Genomic DNA, 22,143 nt, shown 5'->3' with positions numbered 1-22,143 from the left:
GAACGCGGCGAGCGGCGGGCGCCGACGACGGAACCGGTTCGCGACACGACGGCACGACGACGCGCGACGTTCGCGCGCACGAGTCGTTCGCTGCAACGCAGGAACGTGCGCGATGACGTCGCGGACCGGCATACGCATGCGTGTTTCGCGACCGGGTGTGGACGCAGGTCGAGTCGCACTATGTGGTCAAACGATGCGATGTGGGCTTGACCGGTTCGCGCATGCACAAAAACAGGGCCGGCCGATCGCAAATGCTTCCCGAACTGTGGAACAGCGCATCGCGCAGTCTTGCGGACGGCTTTCGATTGCGGGGGCGTCGCCGCGAATTAGAGGAAATGCTCGAGTCTGGGCGAGGGAAATTGGAACTGTCCGCGGTGCCTTCGTGAAGCAACGCCGCCGTTGCGCGGGAGATTCTCCCCGGTGCGGCGCGCAATGATATGCGGTAGTGATCGCTGACGTTTGATCTCCGCCATCGCCGAAATTGGATTGGAGGGGCTCAACGCGCATTTCGCGAAGTGCCGGGCGGGAGCTTTTCGTATTGCATGTTCGATTATCAGCCGGCCATCCCGATTTTCACGAAATGCTTTCGAGTCCTCGGCGTCCCGAGGGTGACGTTCGGTCGCCCTTCGGCACAGACGCCCCGTTGTCCTGAACGCACCGGGGGCATGTCGCACGGTGAAGATCTATGCGCCAGCAGCGTGGTGCCAATCAAGCGAATCGCTATCTGGGAAGCACGGAGTCTGTTTGTGTTCGACCAGAGCCCGTTAATCGATTCGGCTTCGAATCCCGTTTTTTGCAATTTCATATTCGTCCGATGGCGGCTTCGTCCCTCGCGCCGTTAAAGTCTCGCGGGTTATTCCGCAAACGTTTTCGGAGGGCTCTTTGACCGCGAGTACGGCCATTTCCGACACACCCGCGCGCGCGGGCGTCAACATTCACCAGTTCTACAGCCTCGATCTCAGGGGCGCGCCTGCTGCTGCGCTCGCCGACATATACGAGTTCGAAGGGGCGCGAGGGATCGGCGAGCCGACGAAGTACACGATCCAGTTCACGCATCCCCGTCATGACTTGTCGCGCAGCGAATTCCTGAACCGGATGGGCGCGTTCGTGATCCAGCCGCCGCCGCGTGACTGCTGGAGCCAGCCGGAAGGCGCGCGACGCGTGCAAGGCGTGGTAACGAGCTTTGCGCTGAAGGCCACCAATCGCGACGAGTCGCTGTACGAGATCGTGCTGGAATCGCGTTTGGCGCTGTTGCGCAATACGCCGAAATGCCGGTTCTTTCTGGACATGTGCATTCCCGAGATCATCGAGCGGATTCTGCGGGAGCATGAATTCAACCGGATCTTTGCGAGTTTCGAATTCCAGTTGTATCGGACCTATCGCAAGCGCAGCTTCGTGATGCAATGGGGCGAGGATGACCTGGCGTTCATTACGCGCTTGTGCCGACGCTCGGGTATTTGGTTTGTGTGCGACGAAGGCGAACGTTGCGAGCGCGTGCGCTTCGGCGACGACTATGCGCACTATCGTCGCGATCCAGAGCGCCTGACGGTTGCGTACCGGCCGCACGGAGGGCTGGAAGCCGGAGGCATCGAGTCGGTCAGTGCGCTCGAAATGCACGCGAAGACCTTGCCGGCGGCCTACACGGTACGCACGTTCAGCACGGAAACGGCGATTTCGGATCCGATCGAGGCGGTCAGCCCGATCCGCGAGGATCGCGGCACGTATGGTGAAGCGTATACATGGGGAACGCCGAGCCAGAGTGAGGACGAGGCGAAGGAAGAAGCGCAATTGCGCCGCGAGGTTGCGCTGGCCGGGCAAGTCGAGTATCGCGGCGAGTGCGACATGCTGGACCTCACGCCCGGCTCGGTGCTGAAACTGTCGAACCGGGAATTGCACGATGCGAAGCACGGGCTGGTCGTGGTGCGGGTGACGTGCGGCGCGAGCCGGAAGAAGGCCTATTACGTCAAGTTCGACGCGATTCCATCCGATCGCCAGTATCGAATGCCGTTGAAGGAAGCAACGTGGCCCAGGATCGACGGGGTCATCACCGGGACGATCGCGTCGTCCGGCGGCTGGAAAGACCCGTATCTGGACAGCGAGGGCGAATACATCGTCGATCTCCATCTGGATCGCGACACGCGAGCACCGGGTCTGCAGAGCTGCCCGATGAGGCTGGCGAAACCGTTCGCGGGGCCGAACTAGACCGGCTTTCACTTCGGGCTCGTCGAGGGCACGGTGGTCGGCGTGAGCTTTCTGTGGGGCTGCGTGGATTTGCCGTTCATCAGCCACGTGCTGCATACCGCTCAGCACACGGATCCGATCGTCGCGGGCGTGCCTTGGGGCACGCGCAATACGATCCGCACGCGCTCGAACAACACGTTGGAGATGGACGACCGGCAGGGTCGCGAACACATCAAGGTCGCGACCGAGCATGGCAAGTCGCAGCTCAATCTCGGCTATACGGTGGACCGCGACCAGCAACTGCGCGGCGAGGGTTTCGAACTGCGCACCGACGATCGGGGGCATGTGCGCGCGGGGGGCGGTCTGTTGGTGTCGTCCGACAGGCAGGAGAAGGCGATCGGGCAGACGACCGACATGCGGCCGGCGACGAACCAGTTTGCGCTGACACAGGCGCAGGCCCAGGGGTTGACCGACGCCGCAGCGGTGGCGCACGCGGAGTTCACGGACCTGAAGGCGGAAAACGCGTGGCTGAAGGAAGAACTGGCGAGCTTGAAGACGGCCGTGATCGCACTGTCCGCGCCGAACGGCATTGGTCTGGCGACGCCGGATCGGGTGATGGTGTCGGCGGGCAAGGACGTGAGTGTCGGCACGTCGTCGCGGTTCAACGTGAATGCGCTCCGGAACGTCGCGATCGCTGCGGGCGAGGTGCTGTCGCTGTTTGTGCACAAGTTCGGCATCAAGCTCTACGCCGCGCGCGGCAAGGTTCAAATCCAGGCGCAGTCGGACACGATGGAACTGGTGGCGCAGAAGGACATGCGGATCACCAGTGCCGACGGCACCACGACCGTCAATGCCGCGAACGGGGTTGTGCTCGGCGGTGGCGGTACGGCCTACATCAAGGTGCAGGGCGATAACGTCGAGATTGGCGGGGCCGGCTGCCTGATCCTCAAAATCATCGAAATCCAGAAGGAAGGACCGGGCGCGCTGTCGTTGCCGCTATCGAAGTTCAACCAGATCGATATCGCGAACGACGAGCGGTTCATTCTCAGCGACGACATCACCGGCCGACCGGTCGCGAACCGACCGTACAAGATTCAGCTCGCCAGCGGACAGATTATCGAGGGCATAACCAGCGACAAGGGAGAGACTTCGTTGAGCCAGCAGGATGTTGCGCGGGGGCTCAAGTTGCTGCTTCATAACAATAAGGAAACCTGATTCATGACGGACCAGTCTAACCAGCCGGACGACACGGACGACGATGCTGGTACACCGAAACCCTATCGGCACGACACCGCAACGCGCATCGTGCCTATGCAGCGAGATCATCTAGGGCAACCGTATTGGGAGTCCTATCACACTCCGAGCAGTTTTCAGGTGCGCGCAGAGTGCCGCATTCCGCCGCACATGCCAGGCGTCATCATCTTTGTGCATGGCGTTAATTCCACGGGGGAGTGGTATGACGCGGCGGAACAGGCGTTGTGCCAAGGGCTCAACGAACGGCTGAAACGGAGTGATCTGAAGGCGAATACCTACAGCACCACAGATGGTGAACGTGTCGTACCTAGGTATGTCAAGAAGGGGGATGAAGGCATCTCCCCGGTGATCCGCTTCTACTGGGGGTACAGCGCGACCCCCGGCACCGAGCGCAACTGGCGAATCCCGATGCGCAACTCGCGCGGCTTCGATGCCTGGGACCTCGCGTGCACGAACGAAACAGGTCCGTGGTATTGGGGCGGCGGCCCGTTCCAGAACGGCACCAACAACCTTCCGCAATTGTGGAGCCGTGGGGGATTCAAGCGTCACGTGCTCAGGTTCGATATGGAGTCGTTGAACACGGAGGCCGATCGCCAACTGCAGGACTCTCCGCCGCGCACATACTACGCGCATGCGGCCCGACGGTTGGCCGACCTGATCGACCGGATTCGCGACGAGTGTCCGCGCGATACGGTGACTGTGATGTCGCATAGCCAAGGGACGATGATCGCGCTCGCGGCGACCGCCTTATGCAAGACACGCGCGCCCGATGCGGTGTTTGTGATGAACTCGCCGTATGCCCTCGATGACAAGATCACGGACGCTCTGACCTGTGGTGCGGAACGCCCCACTTCGGAGGCGCGCATCAACACTTTTCGGAACATCGCAAACCGGATCAAGCAGGACAAGCACGTGTTCACCGAGACGGAATTGAAGCAGCTTCAGTGCGGCGCGTCCGAGGACATGGATTTCTGGCGCCCCGACAACCGGCGCAAGTCCGGCGTGCACGAGCGAGACAATCACGGCCGGCTGTACGTGTACTTCACGCCGCACGATCGCGTGATGGGCGCAACGCCGCTGCAAAGCATCGGCTGGCAGGGCGTGGATGACAAATTGCTCGCCGAGTTGGGCGATACCGTCAAGCAGCGCATGCTGGCGCGTGGTACGCCGGTGGGCGACGCGCCGGGAGTGAAGAAGTTCGGCACGCTGCCGCCGACTCCCGAAGACAAGCTTGTATCCGGGGCGAAGTCGACCGATTTCTGGAACGGTAACCGGGCTATTTTTACGCCTCTCCTGACGCTGTGGGCGGTACCCCATCCCGACAAAACTGTGATGATCAATGCTGAAGAGGTGCCGCAACCGGTTACGGCCGAAGAAATGGACGTCTTTGAGGACTCCCGCGCCGATGCTCCTCCCATGGGCAAGTGGGTCCCTGATCCGAATGATCCAAACACTGGGAGCTACGCTGACTCCGACTACCGTTATATGCGTTCGATTTATCAGCCGGAGCGCAGCGTGACGACTGAGGACATTTACAGTTCCCGTCGCGAGACTCGGCCTGAGACTCGGGACGAAATGCTGGAACGACTCGATGCCTATCTCGCTGAACCGACCAATCACAGCACGCTGCCGAAGCATCAGGCGTTTATGCGTCGGGTGGCTGCCTACGACCTGCCGATTGGATTCTGTGATGCGTATGAGAGGCCGGCGTTCTGGAACCGCCTGATCAAATTCGCCGACTGGACGCTGGGCTATGACGCTTACTTTGAGCTTGGCGTCCCCCAAAGCATCGTCAAGCCATCCTATATCGATTGGAACACGGTCGCTGACGAACAAAGTAAGGCCGAAGCTGAACAACTCAGGCAACAGCAATGGAAAGGGGGAGCGTGATGAGATACGCCGCTGCCATAATCGCGCTGGTCGCTCTCGTGCAGGGGTGCACGGCGCAGCCCCCAGGGCGCCCGGTTTTCAGACTCGCAGATTTTTGGAGTTCGACGCTCAAGGAGTTACCGTATGACTCGCCGCCCCAAGTCATCTACCGGATTGACGACCACCGCTTTGTGACGTTGGAACGTTATCGAGACTGTTACCACGGGGAATCGTACTACAACGATACCCGTGCCGGTATCAGAAAGTATTTAGGACGCGGGCATTTTGAAAATTTCCAGGGTCGTATCATTAACGCCGATCCGGCTGGAATGAATATCGTTTTGCCTCTGGCTTATCCACCGAGAGCATTTTGCGGTAACGGTGAAAAAGGTTGCGTAGTGCCATTTTGGTACTCGACGGACGGCGGAAAAACCTTTGATACTAAGGTTTACATGGAGCGCAGTTTTGATGCCTTCGAGGATTCGAAGGACTATATGGTGGCAGTCACAAGCGACAAGCTGTTTGTGGCAAAGAAATATCAATACAGATTGGATCGCCCGGAATACGATTTAAGCGTGCGGCAATATCCTCTTGTCCGTGCTGTTGATCCTGGCAAGCCTCACCCACCAATCTTTGAATCGGACGGTGGTTGGGCATCCCAAAAAAAGCTGATGCCGGACGGGCTGCGCACGCCCTCAGGCCAGGATCGAATCACTTGCGATACGTCGATCAAGCCGACTAACCCGGATGCACCGCTGGTACCCCAATGAGACGCAAGATAATGAGATATAGCATTGCCATAATTGCACTGGTCACCCTGATACAAGGGTGTGTGGTGCAACAACGGTCGGTATTTTCACTGGGTGATTTTATGAATGCAAAAATCCTACCCTATGATTCGCTACCGCAGATCATCTATCGAATCGACAATCACCGCTTTGTGACGCTCGAGAGCTATCGAGACTGCAATTATGGTCAGGTCTATTACAACGATACACGCGCTGGTATAAAAACAGGCTTGGGCAGGGCGAGTATCGAAAATTATCAAGGAAAATTGATTAATGTCGATCTAACTGGGCGAAATTTAGCCTTTCCGTCCGGTGCTCCACCGCATCTTGGAACATCAGATCACGGTGTTGATGTTGGATTGTTGTATTCGACGGACGGCGGAAGAAATTTTTCTGCAATGGTTTATATGAAGCACAGTTTTGATCCATTCGAGGACTCGAAGGACTATTCGGTTTTTGTAACAAAAGATCGACTCTATGTCACAAATAGATCGGCAGACGATGACGCCTACGTTGTCGAATATCCGATGATTCCAGGCATTGACTTAAGCGGCCCCTATCCGCCTGGCGTCAAGGGCGGGAGCTTTGCAGCATCAAAGCGGCCGGGAATTTTTTCAAAGCTTCTCACCCCCTCCGGCCAGGATCGAATCACCTGCGATGCATCGATCAAGCCGACCAACCCGGATGCACCGCTGATACCCCAGTGAGGTACTCCGCTTCACCACCGTGCATGGAGCACACCATCATGAAAAACCCAATATGCGTGGGCGATGCGACGACGCACGGCGGCGTCGTCAAGACCGCATCATCGACATTCGATCTCGACGGCCGCAAGGTAGCGCTGCTGCATGACGTCGTCTCGTGCCCGGAGCACGGCGACAACCCGATCGTCGAGTGCGCCGAGGGTTACAGCGAAGGCGGCCGCAAATGGGCGGTGCACATGTGCCGAACGCGGTGCGGCAGCCAGGTGATCGCCAGCAGCGCAGGGATGAAAATCGCATGAAGCGAACGTGGACGGTCCCGAACGTCGGGGAATATCAGTACGGCAAGCCACCCTCGATCTGGTGGTGCGTACTTGCGATCGTCGTCATCCAGATCGCGGGCATGCTCATTGCAGTACTCACGTGGGAGCAGGGCAAGCCAGTGATATCCGAACTCTTCTTCGTACGCGCGTTGCTGTTGCCGTTGCTGGTGTCGGGTGCCGTGTGCGGTGTGATCTATTGCGGCTACGAGGAGTGGATCGAGCGGGTCGACTGGTGGAATTTCCTGTGCCGCAGCGAGCGGGCGACGTGGCGGCAATGGGCGCAAGCTCACGTGGTGATCGTCGATAGCGTTGCGTTGACGCCGGAGCCCGACTTGGCCGAACGTCTGCTGGGCCTGGAAGGCAGTGCGCCGATGAATCCCGGCAAGATCCTGGCGTTGCCGGAAGCGAAAGGTTCGGCAGGCGTATCGCGGCTCGAACGGGTACTGGAGCAAATGCTGACGCCGTTCGCGGCCAGCCTTGCGCGTCATGCGCGGAGCCGTGTCGTCGATGTGATCCTGCAATCGGCCGGCAAGGAGGATTTGACCGAACTCCGGGCCGTCTGGAAGAGGCTGAACCTGCCCGACCTCGTGCAGTTCGGATGGGTGCCGTTCGGTGCGAAGCAGACGAACATCCAGACGTGGTTCGACGAAGGCTGCAAATCCGATTTCCGGCTGTTGCTGGCCTGTCAAATGCATGCGGAGGGCGCGGAGCCGGCATGGTCGGAGGCCGCCGTGGCGATGTTGCTCACCTCGCCGCGCGTGATCGAGGACTTCAACGGGAAACTCCGGCCTCAGGCGCGTTTATTCCGCCCGATTGCGATGCCATCCGATTCCGTGGTGGACGCGCTGGAAACGCTGCTGGCATCGGAGCAGACTCCGCGCGTGCGCATCAGGCACGCGTGGCTGAGTGATCTGCCGCCCCGGGTCGGCATGCGACGCTCGGCGCCATCAAGGATGCAGGACTAGAACTGCCGGCGCACGATGTCGACCGCGCGATCGGCAAGCCGGGGCCGGTGAATGGGCTATTGCTTCAGGCGCTCGCGGCGCAAATGGTGGCGCATGGCCAGGGCGCACAGCTGGTTGCTTTGCCGAGCGCTCAAAAGGTGCGGCTGAACCTGGTCGGAACACAGCTCGCACCCGTGCCTCGCGTTGAGGCGCGCTACAAGCGTTTGCTCAGCTTGTCGGTCACCGTGGGCGGGAGCTGCTGTCTGATTCTCATCATGGCCGGGCTGGATGCCATCGGTGCATCCACAGGATGGTTCCGGGCCTGCCTGGCCGGATTCGTATTGCTGTTCATCATCCAGCTTGGCGGTTCGTTCCTGAGGCGTCGCCTGCTGGAAGACGATTTTTACCGGCAACTGCGGCGCATGGGTGTTTGGATATGAGGCCGCGTGATGTGTGGCACGGCACCAAGCGCGCGACGATCGAATAAAAATTAGAGCAAACACTCGAATTCGGACGCGCGAAGCAGACGCGATCCGGCGACATGCGAGACCTTCGGCAAGCCCGCTGTCAGCCGATTGCGTTCGACGCAAGGCACCCCGCATGCAGCAGCGGCGCGCCTCGACATCCGCGAAATTCCTCCTTGACTCTTGCCGTTCAGCAGATATCCTTCAACCCATAACCAACGGGTTATGAATCAGGACATGCAGAACGCTCACGACATGCTTTTCAGGACGCTTGCCGATCCGACGCGCCGCGCGCTGTTCGAGCGGCTGTGCGAGGAGGGCGAACTGACGGTTGCCGCGCTGACGGCCCATGCGGGCGTCTCGCAGCCGGCCGTGTCGAAGCATCTCGGCGTACTGAAGCAGGCCGGGCTCGTGAATGACCGTCACGAAGGCCGGCAGACGCACTACAGCGCACAGCCGCAAGCGCTGGCCCCGCTGATCGACTGGACGAGCCAGATGGCAGGCTTCTGGCAGAACCGGTTCGACGCCCTCGAAGATCTGCTCAGAAGGATGGATCAGTAATGAACCAAGCCACTACCGAAACGCGCTCCGTCGTCGTCGAACGGGAACTGTCCCATCCGCCGGAGAAGATCTGGCGCGCGCTCACGCAACCGCACCTGATCGAGGCGTGGCTGATGAAGAGCGACTTCGAGCCCGTCGCGGGCCGCGCATTCAGCTTCCGCGCGGACTGGGGCTCGGTCGACTGCACGGTCCTGACGATCGAGCCGCACCGCACACTGTCCTACACGTGGGCCGCGTACGGCCTCGAAAGCGTCGTCACGTGGACGCTCACGCCGACGCCGGCCGGCACGCACCTGCGCATGGAGCAGATCGGCTTCCGCGCGGATCAGGAGCAGGCGTACCGCGGCGCGCAGCACGGCTGGGTTCGGTTCTTCGAGTCGCTCGAACAGGTGCTGGCCCGCCCCGACGAAAGCACGGAGGCCCGCGCATGAGTGCAACGGACCTGCAACCGTCGGCGCGCATCGATGCGCTGATCGCCGGCATCGCCGACTGGCGCGGCCAGACTTTCGCGGACCTCCGCCAGGCGATCCTCGCGGCCGACGACGGCATCGTCGAGGAATGGAAATGGATGGGCAGCCCCGTGTGGTCGCGCGACGGGATGATCGCGGTCGCGAACGCGCACAAGGGCAAGGTGAAGCTGACGTTCATGCACGGTGCGCATCTGCCCGATCCCGACGGGCTGTTCAATGCGGGCCTCGAAGGCAATGCGCGGCGCGCGATCGATTTTGTCGAAGGCGACCGGATCGACAAGCGGGCGCTGAAGAACCTCGTGCGCGCGGCGATCGAATACAACCGTACGCATCTGAAGAAGAACGCACGAGGCGCGGGGGCAGGCGCGAAGGCGCGCGGCGACAAGGCGGCGTGACGCGCCGGACGACCGGCAACATCGCGTAACGCGCGATGAACCAAAAAAAGCCCGACACGAGGTCGGGCATTCAAATCGGCCGCAACCGCCCGCGAGGCGGCTGCGGCACCTGCAAAAGCAGGGCGCTTACGCTGCGAGCAGCGAGCGCAGCACGAAGGGCAGGATCCCGCCGTGCTTGTAGTAGTCGACTTCGATCGGCGTATCGATGCGCAACAGCACCTGCACGCGCTGCGTTTCGCCGTTCTTGCGGTTGATCACGAGCGTGACGTCCTGCTGCGGCTTGAAGTCGTCGCCGAGGCCCTCGATGTCGTACGTCTCGTCGCCGGTGATGCCGAGCGACTGGATGCTGTCCGAGCCCTTGAACTGCAGCGGCAGCACGCCCATGCCGACCAGGTTCGAGCGGTGGATCCGCTCGAAGCTGCGTGCGATCACGGCCTTCACGCCGAGCAGTTGCGTGCCCTTCGCGGCCCAGTCGCGCGACGAGCCCGTGCCGTACTCTTCGCCCGCGAACACGACGGTCGGCGTGTCGGCGCCGATGTACTGCATTGCGGCGTCGTAGATCGACTGCTGTTCGCCGCTCGGCTGGTGGATCGTCAGGCCGCCTTCGACGCGCGTGCCGTCAGCCTTCGCCGGGATCATCAGGTTCTTGATCCGGACGTTCGCGAACGTGCCGCGCATCATCACGTCGTGGTTGCCGCGGCGCGAGCCGTAGCTGTTGAAGTCGGCCTTCTGCACGCCGTTTTCCTTCAGCCACTTGCCTGCCGGCGAGTCTTCCTTGATCGAGCCTGCCGGGCTGATGTGGTCGGTCGTGACCGAGTCACCGAAGATGCCCAGTGCGCGCGCGCCCTTGACCGACGGGATCGAAGCGGCCGGCTCCATCGAGAAGTCGTTGCCGAAGAACGGCGGCTCCGCGATGTACGTCGACTTCGGCCAGTCGTAGACCTGGCCCGATTCGCCCTCGATCTTGCTCCAGAGGTCGCCCTTCTTGGTCAGCTTCGCGTAGTTGTCCTCGAACTTCTTCGGATCGAGCGCGAACTTGAGCAGCGCGTGGATTTCGTCGCTCGTCGGCCAGATGTCGCCGAGGTAGATGTCGCGGCCGCCCTTGCCCTGGCCGACCGGCTCGGTCATCAGGTCGCGCGTGATGTTGCCGGCGATCGCGTACGCGACGACGAGCGGCGGCGACGCGAGGAAGTTCGCGCGGATGTTCGGGTGGATACGCGCTTCGAAGTTACGGTTGCCCGACAGCACGGCTGCCGCGACGATGTCGTTCTTCGTGATCGCTTCGTTCAGTTCCGGCGTCAGGTCGCCCGCGTTGCCGATACAGGTCGTGCAGCCGTAGGCCGCGACTTCGAAGCCGAGCTTCGAGAGGTAGGGCAGCAGGCCCGTCTTCGTCAGGTACTCGGTGACGATGCGCGATCCCGGCGCGAGCGACGTCTTGATGTGCGGTGCGACGGTCAGGCCGGCTTCGACGGCCTTCTTCGCGAGCAGGCCGGCAGCCAGCAGCACGCTCGGGTTCGACGTGTTGGTGCACGACGTGATCGCGGCGATCAGCACGTCGCCGTTCTTCACGTCGACGCCGTTGCTCGTCGTGTACTGCGTGTTCAGGTCGTCCGCCTTCTTTGCGAAGCCGTTTTCCGCGACCGGCTTCGAGAACAGGTCGGTGAACGTCGACTTGACGTTGCCGATCTCGATGCGGTCCTGCGGGCGCTTCGGGCCGGCCAGCGACGGTGCGACCGTCGCGAGGTCCAGCGTCACCGTCTTCGTGTAGTCGATGTCGCCGGCCTTCGGAATGCCGAACAGCTTCTGCGCCTTGAAGTAGTTTTCGAACGCGGCGATTTCCGCCTTCGTGCGGCCCGTGCCTTCGAAGTAGTCGATCGTTTTTTTGTCGACCGGGAAGAAGCCCATCGTCGCGCCGTATTCCGGCGCCATGTTGCCGATCGTTGCGCGGTCCGGCAGCGACAGCGACTTCGTGCCTTCGCCGAAGAACTCGACGAACTTGCCGACGACCTTTTCCTTGCGCAGCATTTCGGTGATGGTCAGCACGAGGTCGGTGGCCGTCACGCCTTCGCGCAGCTTGCCCTTCAGCTCGACGCCGACGACGTCCGGCGTCAGGAAGTACACCGGCTGGCCGAGCATGCCGGCTTCGGCTTCGATGCCGCCCACGCCCCAGCCGACCACGCCGATGCCGTTGATCATCGTCGTGTGGCTGTCCGTGCCGACGAGGGTGTCCGGGTAGTACACGGTGTCGCCGCCGTCCGCCTTCTTGTGGACGCCGCGCGCGAGGTATTCGAGGTTCACCTGGTGGACGATGCCGACGCCCGGCGGCACGACCTTGAACGTGTCGAAGGCCTGCATGCCCCACTTCATGAACTGGTAGCGCTCGTTGTTGCGCTGGAATTCCAGTTTCATGTTCAGGTCGAGCGCGTCCTTCTGGCGGAAGTAGTCGATCTGGACCGAGTGATCGACGACGAGATCCACCGGGACCAGCGGCTCGATCTTCTTCGGGTTCTTGCCCGTGCGCTCGGCGACGCCGCGCATGGCCGCGATGTCGGCGAGCAGCGGCACGCCCGTGAAGTCCTGCAGCACGACGCGTGACACCACGAACGGAATCTCGTCGACGCGCTTCGCGGTCGGCTTCCAGTTCGCGAGCTGCGCGATGTGCTCTTCGGTGATTTTCTTGCCGTCGTAGTTGCGCAGCACGGACTCGAGCACGATACGGATCGACACCGGCAGGCGTTCGATCTTCGTCTTCAGCTCCTTGCCGAGTTGCGGCAGCGAGTAGAACTTGCCTTTGCCGGAACCGCTGTCGAATTCCTTGAGGGTCTTGTGGAGATTGTGGGCCATGGTGATTTTCCTGGGTTTAAGGCTAGGAAACAAAGAGTCCTGTATCTGACGGCTATATCACATACAAGTCGACGTACTCATCGACCGGCATCGCTTCGAGCTTTGCCTGGTCCAGCGACACGTCGAGAATCGCTTGTTGCTGCTTTGCCGGGAAGCGGCGGGCGAGGTTGGTCCTGAACTTCTCGACCAGCAGCGGGATGCCTTCGGCACGGCGTCGCTGGTGGCCGAGCGGGTATTCGACCGCCACTTCGGCAAGCTTCGATCCGTCCGTGAACTCGATCGTCAGCGCATTCGCGATCGATCGCTTGTCCGGATCGTGATAATCCTTCGTGAACTGCGGATCCTCGACGCACACGGTTTTCGCGCGCAGCGCGTCGATGCGCGGGTCTGCCGCGGCCGCATCTTCGTAGTCGGCCGCGGTCAGCCGGCCGAACAGCAGCGGCACGGCGACCATGTACTGGATGCAGTGGTCGCGGTCGGCCGGATTGGCGAGCGGGCCCTGCTTGTCGATGATGCGGATCGCGGCCGCATGCGTGCGGATCGTGATCCGGCTGATTTCGTCGGTCGTGCGGCCCGCCGCGGCGAGCTGCGCGTGCAGCTGTAGCGCGGCCTCGGCGGCGGTTTGCGCATGGAATTCGGCGGGGAATGCGATCTTGAACAGCACGTTTTCCATCACGTACGTGCCGTACGGGCGCTGGAAGCGGAACGGCTGCCCGTTGAACAGCACGTCGTAGAAGCCCCAGGTTTTCGCGGTGAGCGCCGACGGGTAGCCCATTTCGCCGGTTTTCGCGATCAGCGCGAGGCGCACCGCGCGGGACGTGGCATCGCCGGCGGCCCATGATTTGCGCGAGCCCGTGTTCGGCGCGTGGCGGTAGGTGCGCAGCGCGTGGCCGTCGACGAACGCGTTGGACACCGCGTTGATCAGCTCGTCGCGCGTGAGCCCGAGCAGCCGGCCGACGACGGCCGTCGACGCGACCTTCACGAGCAGCACGTGGTCGAGCCCGACCGCGTTGAACGAATTCTCGAGCGCGAGGCAGCCCTGGATCTCGTGGGCCTGGATCATCGCGACCAGCACGTCGCGCATGAGCAGAGGCTTCCGGCCGGCCGCGACGGCCGTGCGGGAGAGCCAGTCGGCCGTCGCCAGGATCCCGCCGAGATTGTCGGACGGATGACCCCATTCGGCGGCGAGCCAGGTGTCGTTGAAGTCCAGCCAGCGGATCATCGCGCCGATGCCGAATGCGGCCTGGACGGGATCGAGCTGGAAGGACGTGCCGGGCACCTTCGCGCCGTTCGGCACGATCGTGCCGGGCACGACGGGGCCGAGCAGCTTGGTGCAGGCAGGGTAGGACAGCGCCTCGAGTCCGCATCCGAGCGTGTCGATCAGGCAATGACGCGCCGTCTCCAGCGCGAGCGCGCTGTCGATGCCGGCGTTCAGCACGTAGTCGACGATATCGACGAGTACCGTATCCGGAGCAGGGCGGACGTTGGAGACCGGGGCGGACATCGAGGGGCCGGGGGGAACGTGCTTAGTTCGTCGCGGGCTTCAGCTCGTTCGACTGCGTCGGTGCCGGCGTGCCTTGCGTCATTTCCGGCGTCGCGCATTCGTCCGCGAGGCGCTCGCCGCCGTTCGCGTCGGAGAACAGCATCGCCTTGCTCGGGATCACGACCAGCTTGAAGCCTGCTGCCGGATCGTAGAACGTGTCGGCGCCCGTCGTCGTGGCCTGACGCGGCAGCTTGTAGTTCTTCTTCGCCCAGTGAACCGTGACGACCTGGTCGCGCTTCATGTCACCGGCGAGGTCGAACGACAGGCCATCCTTACAGGCCCACTTGACCGCGCCGTCCGGTACCGGATCGACCTTGGCCGCGGCACGCGCCTGGGCCTTCTTGCTGCGCGGGATGATGCGCTTGGCCGGCGCCGGGCGCTTGGCCGCGGCCTTCTTCGCGGTCGTGGTGGTCGTACCCTGGGCAAACGCGCTCGGAGCCGACACCAGCATCGTGGCGGACAAGGCGCCGATGGCGGTAGCGATCAGGAGTTTCTTCATGGAGTCAGAACCTTTCGATAATCAGTTGACAAGGGCCGGTAATCGAAACTGCCGGCCGGTTTGAAACTGCACGCGCCCCGAAAGCGCGCAGCGGCCGCTATTTTCACCTATTTGGCCGCGCATATTTCAGGTTTTCGGGCTCCGTTACGTTTTTTGTCGTTTCGCAAACCTCTGCTCGGTTCGCGCCCCGGCGAATGCATGAAACTCGTGTATCGGCCGGCGGTGCGCGCTCACCGCGCGTCGTCCGCGGCGGCCGGGCCGAACAGCGGCGCGGCCTCGGCCGGTACGGGCTGGCCGGTGGCCCGCGCGCGGCGCAGCACCGACCAGTAATAGCGATAGCTGGCGCGATCGTGCAGCGTATCACCGTGGCGTGTCGGCCCCCAGTCGGCGGCCTGCGCGGCCAGCAGGATCTCGGCGGCCAGCGCGACCTCGTCGGTGCGCGGCGCGAATGCGTCGACGATCGGGCGGATCTGCGCGGGGTGGATGCTCCACATCCGCATGAACGCAAATTCGTCGCGCGCGCGGTGCGCATCGGCGGCGACGACGCTCATGTCGCGCACCTCGGTCGTCACGTTGTGCGACGGCGTCTTGCCGTGCGCGTGGCAGGCCGCGGCGATTTCCAGCTTCGCGCGGCGCACGAGCGGGTGTTCGAACTGGCCGGGCGAGCGCATCGCGGAATCGGGAATCGCGCCGTGGTGGGCGGAGACGAAATCCATCAGACCGAAGCTCAGCGTGCCGACCATCGGCAGCGCGGCGAGGGCGGCCGCCTGCGCGAGCGCGCCGTGCGTTTCGACCAGCACGTCGACCGGGATCGGTTGCGCGATGCCGAGCTCGCGGCGCACGCCTTCGATGAACGCGGCCATTTCGGCTGCGTCGGCGGCGTTCGCGATCTTCGGGAGCGTGATGTAGGCGGGGGCACGTGCGGCGCGCAGCACGATGCGGACATCGTCGCGCCAGTGCGGGTGGGAAAAGTCGTGGATCCGGACGCCGACGCGCCCGAAGCGGTTCTCGGCGCTGCCGAGCAATTCGGCGACGAGTTCCGCGTGCGCGGCTTCCTGGCCGACGGCCGCGCCGTCCTCGCAGTCGAACGTGATGTCGAACACGGGGCCCGTTTCGGCCTGCAGCGCGAGCGACTTGCGCATCAGCTTCTCGCTGCCCGCGTAGTGATCGCAGCATGGCAGGATCGCGGGCGGGGACGCCCCGTCGTACAGCACTTGTGCAGGAGTGAGCGCGGCCATCTCTTCTACGTCAGGGAAGCGGGTCAACGTGGAGAAAATCGGATTCGGGCACGTTCTGGGCCGGTGCGCGGTACACACGAGGCGGCAAAACGTGCCCGGATCGGATCGGGCGGCAGGGCCGGCTGCGCACCGGCCCTGCGGCGACGGGCTGCCCGGAGGCCGCCCGTCGCGGTGCCGAATTCAGTTCTTCAGCAGGTGGGCGACGCCGTCGCGCTCTTCGAGCAGCTCGTTCAGCGTGCCGTCCATCTTCTCGCGCGAGAACGCGTCGATTTCCAGGCCTTCGACGCGCTTGTACTCGCCGTTTTCGCAAACGACCGGCACGCCGTAGATGATGTCTTCGGGGATGCCGTACGAGCCGTCCGACGGGATGCCCATCGTGACCCACTTGCCGTTCGTGCCGAGCACCCAGTCACGGACGTGATCGATCGCCGCGTTGGCTGCCGACGCCGCCGACGACAGGCCGCGCGCTTCGATGATCGCCGCGCCGCGCTTGCCGACGGTCGGGATGAACGTGTCGCGGTTCCACACGTCGTCGTTGATCAGCTTCAGCATCGATTCGCCTTCGGCGGTCGCGAAGCGGAAGTCCGGGTACATCGTCGGCGAGTGGTTGCCCCACACGGCGAGCTTTTCGATCGATGCGACCGGCTTGCCCGACTTGGCGGCGAGCTGCGACAGCGCGCGGTTGTGGTCGAGGCGCAGCATGGCCGTGAAGTTCTTCTTCGGCAGGTCCGGTGCCGACTTCATCGCGATGTACGCGTTCGTGTTCGCCGGGTTGCCGACGACCAGCACCTTCACGTCGCGGCTTGCGACTTCGTTCAGCGCAGCGCCCTGAACCGTGAAGATTTCGGCGTTCGCCGACAGCAGATCCTTGCGCTCCATGCCCTTCGAGCGCGGACGTGCACCGACCAGCAGCGCGACGTCTGCATCCTTGAACGCAACCTTCGGATCGTCGGTGATCACGACGCCCGCGAGCAGCGGGAACGCGCAATCGTCGAGTTCCATCACGACGCCTTTGACGGCGGCTTGGGCTTGCGGGAGGTCGAGCAGTTGCAGGATGACCGGCTGGTCCTTGCCGAGCAGGTCGCCGTTCGCGATGCGGAACAGCAGGGAGTAAGCGATTTGACCTGCGGCGCCGGTGACGGCAACGCGCTTTGCGGGCTTAGCCATTGAAAATCTCCAGGACGGGTGAAGCGTTGGACGCTAGCGAAAACGCCATTCTATGCGCGTTGTGCGTAACGTTGCAGTGAAGCAGGGCGGAGGACTCGCGATGGCAGACGCGGTGAACCTGGAGACGGCCGTGGCACGTAGCCGGGGACGCGCTCTTGCACCCGCGAACCCTTGCTCGACCGGGAGTGTAGGAGCCGTCACGCGCAATGTCAAACGGTATCATATGTCTTATATAAGACAGATGTTTTGCGGAAATTGAGTGGACGAAAAAGTGCGGTTTGTGATGAAATGCGCGCCATGACATCGAACCAGGCGAATACCGCGAATCAGACCGGCGCAGGCGGCCCAGGGCAGCCGGGCGCGAGCGATCCCGCACCTTCGCCTGCGGCATCTCCGTCGCCGACGTTCAGCCCGTTATACCAGCAGATTAAGTCATTGATCACGCAAAGTCTCGAAACCGGTGAATGGAAGCCGGGCGAGATCATCCCGAGCGAAGTGGAGCTCGCGGCCCGTTACAAGGTCAGCCAGGGCACCGTTCGCAAGGCGATCGACGAACTGGCCGCCGAAAACCTCGTGGTCCGGCGGCAGGGCAAGGGTACTTTTGTTGCAACGCACAACGAGGATCGCGCGCAGTTCCGCTTCCTGCGCCTGCTTGCCGACGACGGTGCCGAGCACCCGCACGTGAGCCGCCTGCTCGAATGCCGGCGCCTGCGCGCGCCGGCCGAGATCGCGCGGCAGCTCGATCTGAAGCCGGCCGATCCCGTCGTGCAGGTGCGCCGCCTGCTGGAGTTCGAGAACGAAGTGACGGTGCTCGACGAGATCTGGCTGCCGGGCGCGATGTTCCGCGGCCTCACGTTCGAGCGGCTGAGCGAGTACAAGGGGCCGCTCTATGCGATGTTCGAGACGGAGTTCGGCACGCGGATGATCCGCGCGACGGAGAAGATTCGCGCGGTCGCGGCGGAGCCGGCGGTGGCCGACCTGCTGCACGTGCCCGCGGGTTTTCCGTTGCTGTCGGTCGAGCGCGTGTCCTATACATACGGAGACCGGCCGGTGGAAGTGCGTCGCGGCTGGTATGTCACAACCGGGTACTACTATCAGAATGACTTGAGCTGACGACGGTTCGGTTCAGGCCGGGTGCATTCGCGTTTCCCACGCTCGCGAAGCACGTTTCGGGCCGCCTTTGTTCTTGTTCGCGCAACTATCCAGAGCAGACTTTCGCTGCAGCGCGATATAAAAAGGCGCTAAAATCGCGGATTAGTGTGACAACATAGTAGGGGTCTAGCATGACTGACGCAGTAAGAAAACCGAGGCCGGAATACCGGAACATCGGATTCAGCGATATCACGATGAAATATCGCATGCCGCTGGCAGCGACTTTGTCGATCCTCCATCGAGTCAGCGGCGCGCTGCTGTTCTTGTTCCTGCCGTTCCTGCTGTTCCTCTTCGACCAGAGCCTGACGTCCGAGCTCAGCTTCGAAGTCTTCAAGGCCTTCCTCTCCAACATCGTCGTCAAGCTGATCGTCCTCGTGTTGTCCTGGGCTTTCTTCCACCATTTCTGCGCCGGCATTCGCCACCTGCTGATGGACGTCAACCACGACGCCGTCACGAAGGAAAGCGGCAAGCGGACGGCAGTCGTCGTCTTTGTCGTCTCGATCGCACTGACGATCGCCATGGCACTCAAACTGTTCGGAGCATTCTAAGAAAATGGCAGCCAATAACCGAATCGGCTCGAAGCGCCTCGTCGTCGGCGCGCACTACGGCCTGCGCGACTGGCTCGCGCAGCGTATCACCGCCGCGATCATGGCGGTCTACACGGTCATCCTGCTCGTCCTGTTCTTCGGCGCGCACGACTTCTCGTACGAAGGCTGGGCGTCGATCTTCTCCGCGCAATGGATGAAGCTCGCGACCTTCGTGATGCTGCTTTCCCTCTTCTACCACGCATGGGTCGGCGTGCGCGACATCTGGATGGATTACGTGAAGCCCGTCGGTGTGCGCCTGCTGCTGCAATCGCTGACCATCGTCTGGCTGCTCGCATGTGCGGGCTACGCCGCGCAGATTCTCTGGAGAGTGTAAAGAATGGCTGCAATCAAAACTTCCCTCCCGCGCCGCAAGTTCGACGTCGTGATCGTCGGCGCGGGCGGCTCCGGCTTGCGCGCAGCGCTGCAACTGTCGCGCGCGGGCCTGTCGGTCGGCGTGCTGTCGAAGGTGTTCCCGACGCGTTCGCATACGGTGGCCGCGCAAGGCGGCATCGGCGCATCGCTCGGCAACATGAGCGAAGACAACTGGCACTTCCACTTCTACGACACGATCAAGGGCTCCGACTGGCTCGGCGACCAGGACGCGATCGAATTCATGTGCCGTGAAGCGCCGAATGTCGTGTACGAACTCGAGCACTTCGGCATGCCGTTCGACCGCAACGCGGACGGCACGATCTACCAGCGCCCGTTCGGCGGCCACACCGCGAACTACGGCGAGAAGCCGGTCCAGCGCGCTTGCGCGGCCGCCGACCGTACCGGTCACGCGCTGCTGCACACGCTGTACCAGCAGAACGTCGAGGCGAAGACGCAGTTCTTCGTCGAATGGATGGCGCTCGACCTGATCCGCGACGCGGACGGCGACGTGCTCGGCGTGACGGCCCTCGAGATGGAGACGGGCGACGTCTACATCATGGAAGGCAAGACGACGCTGTTCGCGACGGGCGGCGCAGGCCGGATCTTCGCGGCATCGACCAACGCGTTCATCAACACCGGCGACGGCCTCGGCATGGCTGCGCGCTCGGGCATCGCGCTGCAGGACATGGAGTTCTGGCAGTTCCACCCGACCGGCGTGGCCGGCGCGGGCGTGCTGATCACCGAAGGCGTGCGCGGCGAAGGCGGCATCCTGCGCAACGCGAACGGCGAGCGTTTCATGGAGCGCTATGCGCCGACGCTGAAGGATCTGGCGCCGCGTGACTTCGTGTCGCGCTCGATGGACCAGGAAATCAAGGAAGGCCGCGGCGTCGGTCCGAACAAGGACCACGTGCTGCTCGACCTGTCGCACATCGGCGCCGAGACGATCATGAAGCGTCTGCCGTCGATCCGCGAAATCGCGCTGAAGTTCGCGAACGTCGATGCGATCAAGGAACCGATCCCGGTCGTCCCGACGATCCACTACCAGATGGGCGGCATCCCGACCAACATCCACGGTCAGGTCGTCGGCACGTCGCGCGATCACAAGGAACCGGTCAACGGCTTCTACGCAGTGGGCGAGTGCTCGTGCGTGTCCGTGCACGGCGCGAACCGCCTCGGCACGAACTCGCTGCTGGACCTCGTGGTGTTCGGTCGCGCGGCCGGCAACCACATCGTCGAGCACGTGAAGAACCAGAAGGAACACAAGCCGCTGCCGGCCGACGCGGGCGAATACTCGCTGGCGCGCCTGAACAAGCTCGACAAGTCGACGGCGGGCGAATACACGCAGGACGTCGCGAACGACATCCGCTCGACGATGCAGAAGCACGCAGGCGTGTTCCGCACGTCGGAACTGCTGAAGGAAGGCGTCGACCAGATGGCCGGCCTGGCGGCACGCGTGGAAAACATCCACCTGAAGGACAAGTCGAAAGTGTTCAACACCGCGCGCGTCGAAGCGCTCGAGCTGGAGAACCTGATCGAAGTCGCCCGCGCGACGATGGTGTCGGCGGAAGCGCGCAAGGAAAGCCGTGGCGCGCACGCCCACAGCGACTACGAACACCGCGACGACGAGAACTGGCTGCGCCACACGCTGTGGTACAGCGAAGGCGATCGCCTCGACTACAAGCCGGTTCAAATGAAGCCGCTGACGGTCGAATCCGTGCCGCCGAAGCCGCGCACGTTCTAAGCCGAGTCAAAGGAATCCGAAATGGCAAAACGCATTTTTGAAGTCTACCGCTACGATCCGGACAAGGACGCAGCGCCGCGCATGCAGACGTATGAACTCGACATCCAGCACGAGCGCATGCTGCTCGACGCACTGGTCAAGCTGAAGGCACTGGACGAGACGCTGTCGTTCCGCCGTTCGTGCCGCGAAGGCGTGTGCGGTTCGGACGCGATGAACATCAACGGCAAGAACGGTCTCGCGTGCCTGACGAACCTGAACGACCTGCCGCAGAAGATCGTGCTGCGTCCGCTGCCGGGCCTGCCCGTCGTGCGCGACCTGATCGTCGACATGACGCACTTCTTCAACCAGTATCACTCGATCAAGCCGTACCTGATCAACGATGCGCCGCCGCCGGAGAAGGAACGCCTCCAGTCGCCGGAAGAGCGCGACGAGCTCGACGGCGTGTACGAGTGCATTCTGTGCGCGAGCTGCTCGACGTCGTGCCCGAGCTTCTGGTGGAACCCGGACAAGTTCGTCGGCCCGGCCGGCCTGCTGCAGGCTTACCGCTTCATCGCGGACAGCCGCGACACGGCCACCGGCGAGCGTCTCGACAACCTGGAAGACCCGTACCGTCTGTTCCGTTGCCACACGATCATGAACTGCGTCGACGTCTGCCCGAAGGGCCTGAACCCGACGAAGGCGATCGGCAAGATCAAGGAACTGATGGTTCGCCGCGCGGTTTAAGGTTGCAATGAGCGACGATTCGCATCAATCCGACCCGCACCGCCGCGCGCGCCTTCGCTGGCGCGCGCGGCGGGGTCTGCTGGAAAACGACATCATCTTCGAGCGTTTCTTCCGCAGATACGAGCATGACCTCACCGATGCAGACGTAGGCGCGTTGTCGCGCCTGCTCGATCTGAGCGACAACGACCTGATGGACTTGCTCCTCGCGCGCAAGGAACCAGAGGGCGACCTAGACAGCCCGGAGATTCACCGGCTGTTGGAGATGCTGCGCAACGTGTAACGCGTTACGCCCGTTATCGAATCCCGTTTCTTTATTTCGATTGAGGA

The 22,143-nt window shown here is 62.8% G+C and carries 22 protein-coding genes; 17 read left to right on the top strand and 5 right to left on the bottom strand.

Annotated features, from left to right (window positions below; genetic code table 11):
• Positions 1 to 882 precede the first annotated feature (882 nt).
• The 11 genes from JYG32_RS39055 to JYG32_RS23370 all read left to right on the top strand — a co-directional run bounded on the left by JYG32_RS39055 (position 883) and on the right by JYG32_RS23370 (position 9,950).
• Positions 883 to 2,202, top strand: a complete 1,320-nt coding sequence (locus JYG32_RS39055) for a type VI secretion system Vgr family protein (protein ID WP_249744851.1) — start codon at positions 883 to 885, stop codon at positions 2,200 to 2,202.
• Between the two features lie 42 nt (positions 2,203 to 2,244).
• Positions 2,245 to 3,396: a DUF2345 domain-containing protein gene (locus JYG32_RS39050; RefSeq protein WP_249744850.1), complete on the top strand. Its 1,152-nt coding sequence runs from the start codon at positions 2,245 to 2,247 to the stop codon at positions 3,394 to 3,396.
• A 3-nt stretch (positions 3,397 to 3,399) separates the two neighbouring features.
• A complete protein-coding gene (locus tag JYG32_RS23405; protein ID WP_213267137.1) occupies positions 3,400 to 5,325 on the top strand; it encodes a T6SS effector phospholipase Tle3 domain-containing protein in 1,926 nt (641 codons plus the stop codon).
• Positions 5,325 to 6,074 carry a T6SS immunity protein Tli3 family protein gene (locus tag JYG32_RS23400; RefSeq protein ID WP_174378800.1) on the top strand — a complete coding sequence of 250 codons (750 nt, stop codon included), beginning with the start codon at positions 5,325 to 5,327 and terminating at the stop codon, positions 6,072 to 6,074. Before JYG32_RS23405 ends, JYG32_RS23400 begins: the two co-directional genes overlap by 1 nt.
• Positions 6,075 to 6,085: 11 nt before the next feature.
• On the top strand, positions 6,086 to 6,799 hold the full coding sequence (locus tag JYG32_RS23395; RefSeq protein WP_213267136.1) for a T6SS immunity protein Tli3 family protein: 714 nt from the start codon (positions 6,086 to 6,088) through the stop codon (positions 6,797 to 6,799).
• A gap of 23 nt (positions 6,800 to 6,822) precedes the next feature.
• On the top strand, positions 6,823 to 7,095 hold the full coding sequence (locus JYG32_RS23390) for a PAAR domain-containing protein (RefSeq protein ID WP_433960870.1): 273 nt from the start codon (positions 6,823 to 6,825) through the stop codon (positions 7,093 to 7,095).
• Positions 7,092 to 8,081 (top strand): hypothetical protein, encoded by a 990-nt coding sequence (locus JYG32_RS23385; protein WP_249744849.1) that lies wholly within the window; start codon positions 7,092 to 7,094, stop codon positions 8,079 to 8,081. Before JYG32_RS23390 ends, JYG32_RS23385 begins: the two co-directional genes overlap by 4 nt.
• 59 nt (positions 8,082 to 8,140) lie before the next feature.
• On the top strand, positions 8,141 to 8,500 hold the full coding sequence (locus JYG32_RS39045; RefSeq protein WP_249744848.1) for a hypothetical protein: 360 nt from the start codon (positions 8,141 to 8,143) through the stop codon (positions 8,498 to 8,500).
• 261 nt (positions 8,501 to 8,761) lie between these two features.
• Entirely contained in the window at positions 8,762 to 9,085 is a 324-nt protein-coding gene (locus JYG32_RS23380) for an ArsR/SmtB family transcription factor (protein ID WP_065503737.1), read from the top strand.
• Positions 9,085 to 9,516 (top strand): SRPBCC family protein, encoded by a 432-nt coding sequence (locus JYG32_RS23375; RefSeq protein WP_213267135.1) that lies wholly within the window; start codon positions 9,085 to 9,087, stop codon positions 9,514 to 9,516. Before JYG32_RS23380 ends, JYG32_RS23375 begins: the two co-directional genes overlap by 1 nt.
• On the top strand, positions 9,513 to 9,950 hold the full coding sequence (locus JYG32_RS23370) for a DUF1801 domain-containing protein (RefSeq protein WP_213267134.1): 438 nt from the start codon (positions 9,513 to 9,515) through the stop codon (positions 9,948 to 9,950). The genes JYG32_RS23375 and JYG32_RS23370 overlap by 4 nt, the downstream gene beginning before the upstream one ends.
• A gap of 126 nt (positions 9,951 to 10,076) precedes the next feature.
• On the opposite strand, the gene acnA is transcribed toward JYG32_RS23370, so the two are convergent.
• From acnA to JYG32_RS23345, 5 genes are all read right to left on the bottom strand, one after another.
• Positions 10,077 to 12,794 (bottom strand): aconitate hydratase AcnA, encoded by a 2,718-nt coding sequence (gene acnA, locus JYG32_RS23365; RefSeq protein ID WP_174378795.1) that lies wholly within the window; start codon positions 12,792 to 12,794, stop codon positions 10,077 to 10,079.
• Positions 12,795 to 12,846: 52 nt separating this feature from the next.
• A complete protein-coding gene (locus JYG32_RS23360) occupies positions 12,847 to 14,298 on the bottom strand; it encodes a bifunctional 2-methylcitrate dehydratase/aconitate hydratase (RefSeq protein WP_213267133.1) in 1,452 nt (483 codons plus the stop codon).
• Between the two features lie 22 nt (positions 14,299 to 14,320).
• Positions 14,321 to 14,836 carry a hypothetical protein gene (locus tag JYG32_RS23355; protein WP_174378793.1) on the bottom strand — a complete coding sequence of 172 codons (516 nt, stop codon included), beginning with the start codon at positions 14,834 to 14,836 and terminating at the stop codon, positions 14,321 to 14,323.
• Between the two features lie 230 nt (positions 14,837 to 15,066).
• Positions 15,067 to 16,074 (bottom strand): HpcH/HpaI aldolase/citrate lyase family protein, encoded by a 1,008-nt coding sequence (locus JYG32_RS23350; RefSeq protein WP_213267455.1) that lies wholly within the window; start codon positions 16,072 to 16,074, stop codon positions 15,067 to 15,069.
• Positions 16,075 to 16,254: 180 nt separating this feature from the next.
• Positions 16,255 to 17,241: a malate dehydrogenase gene (locus JYG32_RS23345; RefSeq protein ID WP_096474776.1), complete on the bottom strand. Its 987-nt coding sequence runs from the start codon at positions 17,239 to 17,241 to the stop codon at positions 16,255 to 16,257.
• Positions 17,242 to 17,529: 288 nt separating this feature from the next.
• Between JYG32_RS23345 and JYG32_RS23340 the strand changes: the two genes are divergently transcribed.
• The 6 genes from JYG32_RS23340 to JYG32_RS23315 all read left to right on the top strand — a co-directional run bounded on the left by JYG32_RS23340 (position 17,530) and on the right by JYG32_RS23315 (position 22,096).
• Positions 17,530 to 18,354, top strand: a complete 825-nt coding sequence (locus JYG32_RS23340; protein ID WP_174378825.1) for a GntR family transcriptional regulator — start codon at positions 17,530 to 17,532, stop codon at positions 18,352 to 18,354.
• 170 nt (positions 18,355 to 18,524) lie between these two features.
• Complete coding sequence (sdhC, locus tag JYG32_RS23335) at positions 18,525 to 18,941, top strand: succinate dehydrogenase, cytochrome b556 subunit (RefSeq protein ID WP_174378792.1); 417 nt, start codon at positions 18,525 to 18,527, stop codon at positions 18,939 to 18,941.
• Positions 18,942 to 18,945: 4 nt separating this feature from the next.
• A complete protein-coding gene (gene sdhD / locus JYG32_RS23330) occupies positions 18,946 to 19,314 on the top strand; it encodes a succinate dehydrogenase, hydrophobic membrane anchor protein (RefSeq protein ID WP_174378791.1) in 369 nt (122 codons plus the stop codon).
• Between the two features lie 3 nt (positions 19,315 to 19,317).
• On the top strand, positions 19,318 to 21,093 hold the full coding sequence (sdhA, locus tag JYG32_RS23325) for a succinate dehydrogenase flavoprotein subunit (RefSeq protein ID WP_174378790.1): 1,776 nt from the start codon (positions 19,318 to 19,320) through the stop codon (positions 21,091 to 21,093).
• A gap of 21 nt (positions 21,094 to 21,114) precedes the next feature.
• Positions 21,115 to 21,816, top strand: coding sequence for a succinate dehydrogenase iron-sulfur subunit (locus JYG32_RS23320; protein ID WP_059237255.1), 702 nt, complete (start codon positions 21,115 to 21,117; stop codon positions 21,814 to 21,816).
• A gap of 7 nt (positions 21,817 to 21,823) precedes the next feature.
• Positions 21,824 to 22,096: a succinate dehydrogenase assembly factor 2 gene (locus JYG32_RS23315; RefSeq protein WP_174378789.1), complete on the top strand. Its 273-nt coding sequence runs from the start codon at positions 21,824 to 21,826 to the stop codon at positions 22,094 to 22,096.
• The last annotated feature ends 47 nt before the right edge of the window (positions 22,097 to 22,143 follow it).

The sequence above is a fragment of the Burkholderia pyrrocinia genome (genome assembly GCF_018417535.1).
Taxonomy (GTDB): Bacteria; Pseudomonadota; Gammaproteobacteria; order Burkholderiales; family Burkholderiaceae; genus Burkholderia; species Burkholderia pyrrocinia_E.
This window is presented reverse-complemented; position numbering and strand designations above follow the sequence as displayed.

Bases quoted from the DNA above. Each gene is read 5' to 3' on its own strand.
- JYG32_RS23370 (WP_213267134.1), top strand. From the start codon at position 9,513: ATGAGTGCAACGGACCTGCAACCGTCGGCGCGCATCGATGCGCTGATC.
- JYG32_RS23400 (WP_174378800.1), top strand. From the start codon at position 5,325: ATGAGATACGCCGCTGCCATAATCGCGCTGGTCGCTCTCGTGCAGGGG.
- JYG32_RS23385 (WP_249744849.1), top strand. From the start codon at position 7,092: ATGAAGCGAACGTGGACGGTCCCGAACGTCGGGGAATATCAGTACGGC.
- sdhA (WP_174378790.1), top strand. From the start codon at position 19,318: ATGGCTGCAATCAAAACTTCCCTCCCGCGCCGCAAGTTCGACGTCGTG.
- JYG32_RS23395 (WP_213267136.1), top strand. From the start codon at position 6,086: ATGAGATATAGCATTGCCATAATTGCACTGGTCACCCTGATACAAGGG.
- JYG32_RS23375 (WP_213267135.1), top strand. From the start codon at position 9,085: ATGAACCAAGCCACTACCGAAACGCGCTCCGTCGTCGTCGAACGGGAA.
- JYG32_RS23350 (WP_213267455.1), bottom strand. From the start codon at position 16,074: ATGGCCGCGCTCACTCCTGCACAAGTGCTGTACGACGGGGCGTCCCCG.
- JYG32_RS23360 (WP_213267133.1), bottom strand. From the start codon at position 14,298: ATGTCCGCCCCGGTCTCCAACGTCCGCCCTGCTCCGGATACGGTACTC.
- JYG32_RS23355 (WP_174378793.1), bottom strand. From the start codon at position 14,836: ATGAAGAAACTCCTGATCGCTACCGCCATCGGCGCCTTGTCCGCCACG.
- sdhC (WP_174378792.1), top strand. From the start codon at position 18,525: ATGACTGACGCAGTAAGAAAACCGAGGCCGGAATACCGGAACATCGGA.
- sdhD (WP_174378791.1), top strand. From the start codon at position 18,946: ATGGCAGCCAATAACCGAATCGGCTCGAAGCGCCTCGTCGTCGGCGCG.
- JYG32_RS23320 (WP_059237255.1), top strand. From the start codon at position 21,115: ATGGCAAAACGCATTTTTGAAGTCTACCGCTACGATCCGGACAAGGAC.
- acnA (WP_174378795.1), bottom strand. From the start codon at position 12,794: ATGGCCCACAATCTCCACAAGACCCTCAAGGAATTCGACAGCGGTTCC.
- JYG32_RS23405 (WP_213267137.1), top strand. From the start codon at position 3,400: ATGACGGACCAGTCTAACCAGCCGGACGACACGGACGACGATGCTGGT.
- JYG32_RS23380 (WP_065503737.1), top strand. From the start codon at position 8,762: ATGCAGAACGCTCACGACATGCTTTTCAGGACGCTTGCCGATCCGACG.
- JYG32_RS23315 (WP_174378789.1), top strand. From the start codon at position 21,824: ATGAGCGACGATTCGCATCAATCCGACCCGCACCGCCGCGCGCGCCTT.
- JYG32_RS23345 (WP_096474776.1), bottom strand. From the start codon at position 17,241: ATGGCTAAGCCCGCAAAGCGCGTTGCCGTCACCGGCGCCGCAGGTCAA.
- JYG32_RS23340 (WP_174378825.1), top strand. From the start codon at position 17,530: ATGCGCGCCATGACATCGAACCAGGCGAATACCGCGAATCAGACCGGC.
- JYG32_RS23390 (WP_433960870.1), top strand. From the start codon at position 6,823: ATGGAGCACACCATCATGAAAAACCCAATATGCGTGGGCGATGCGACG.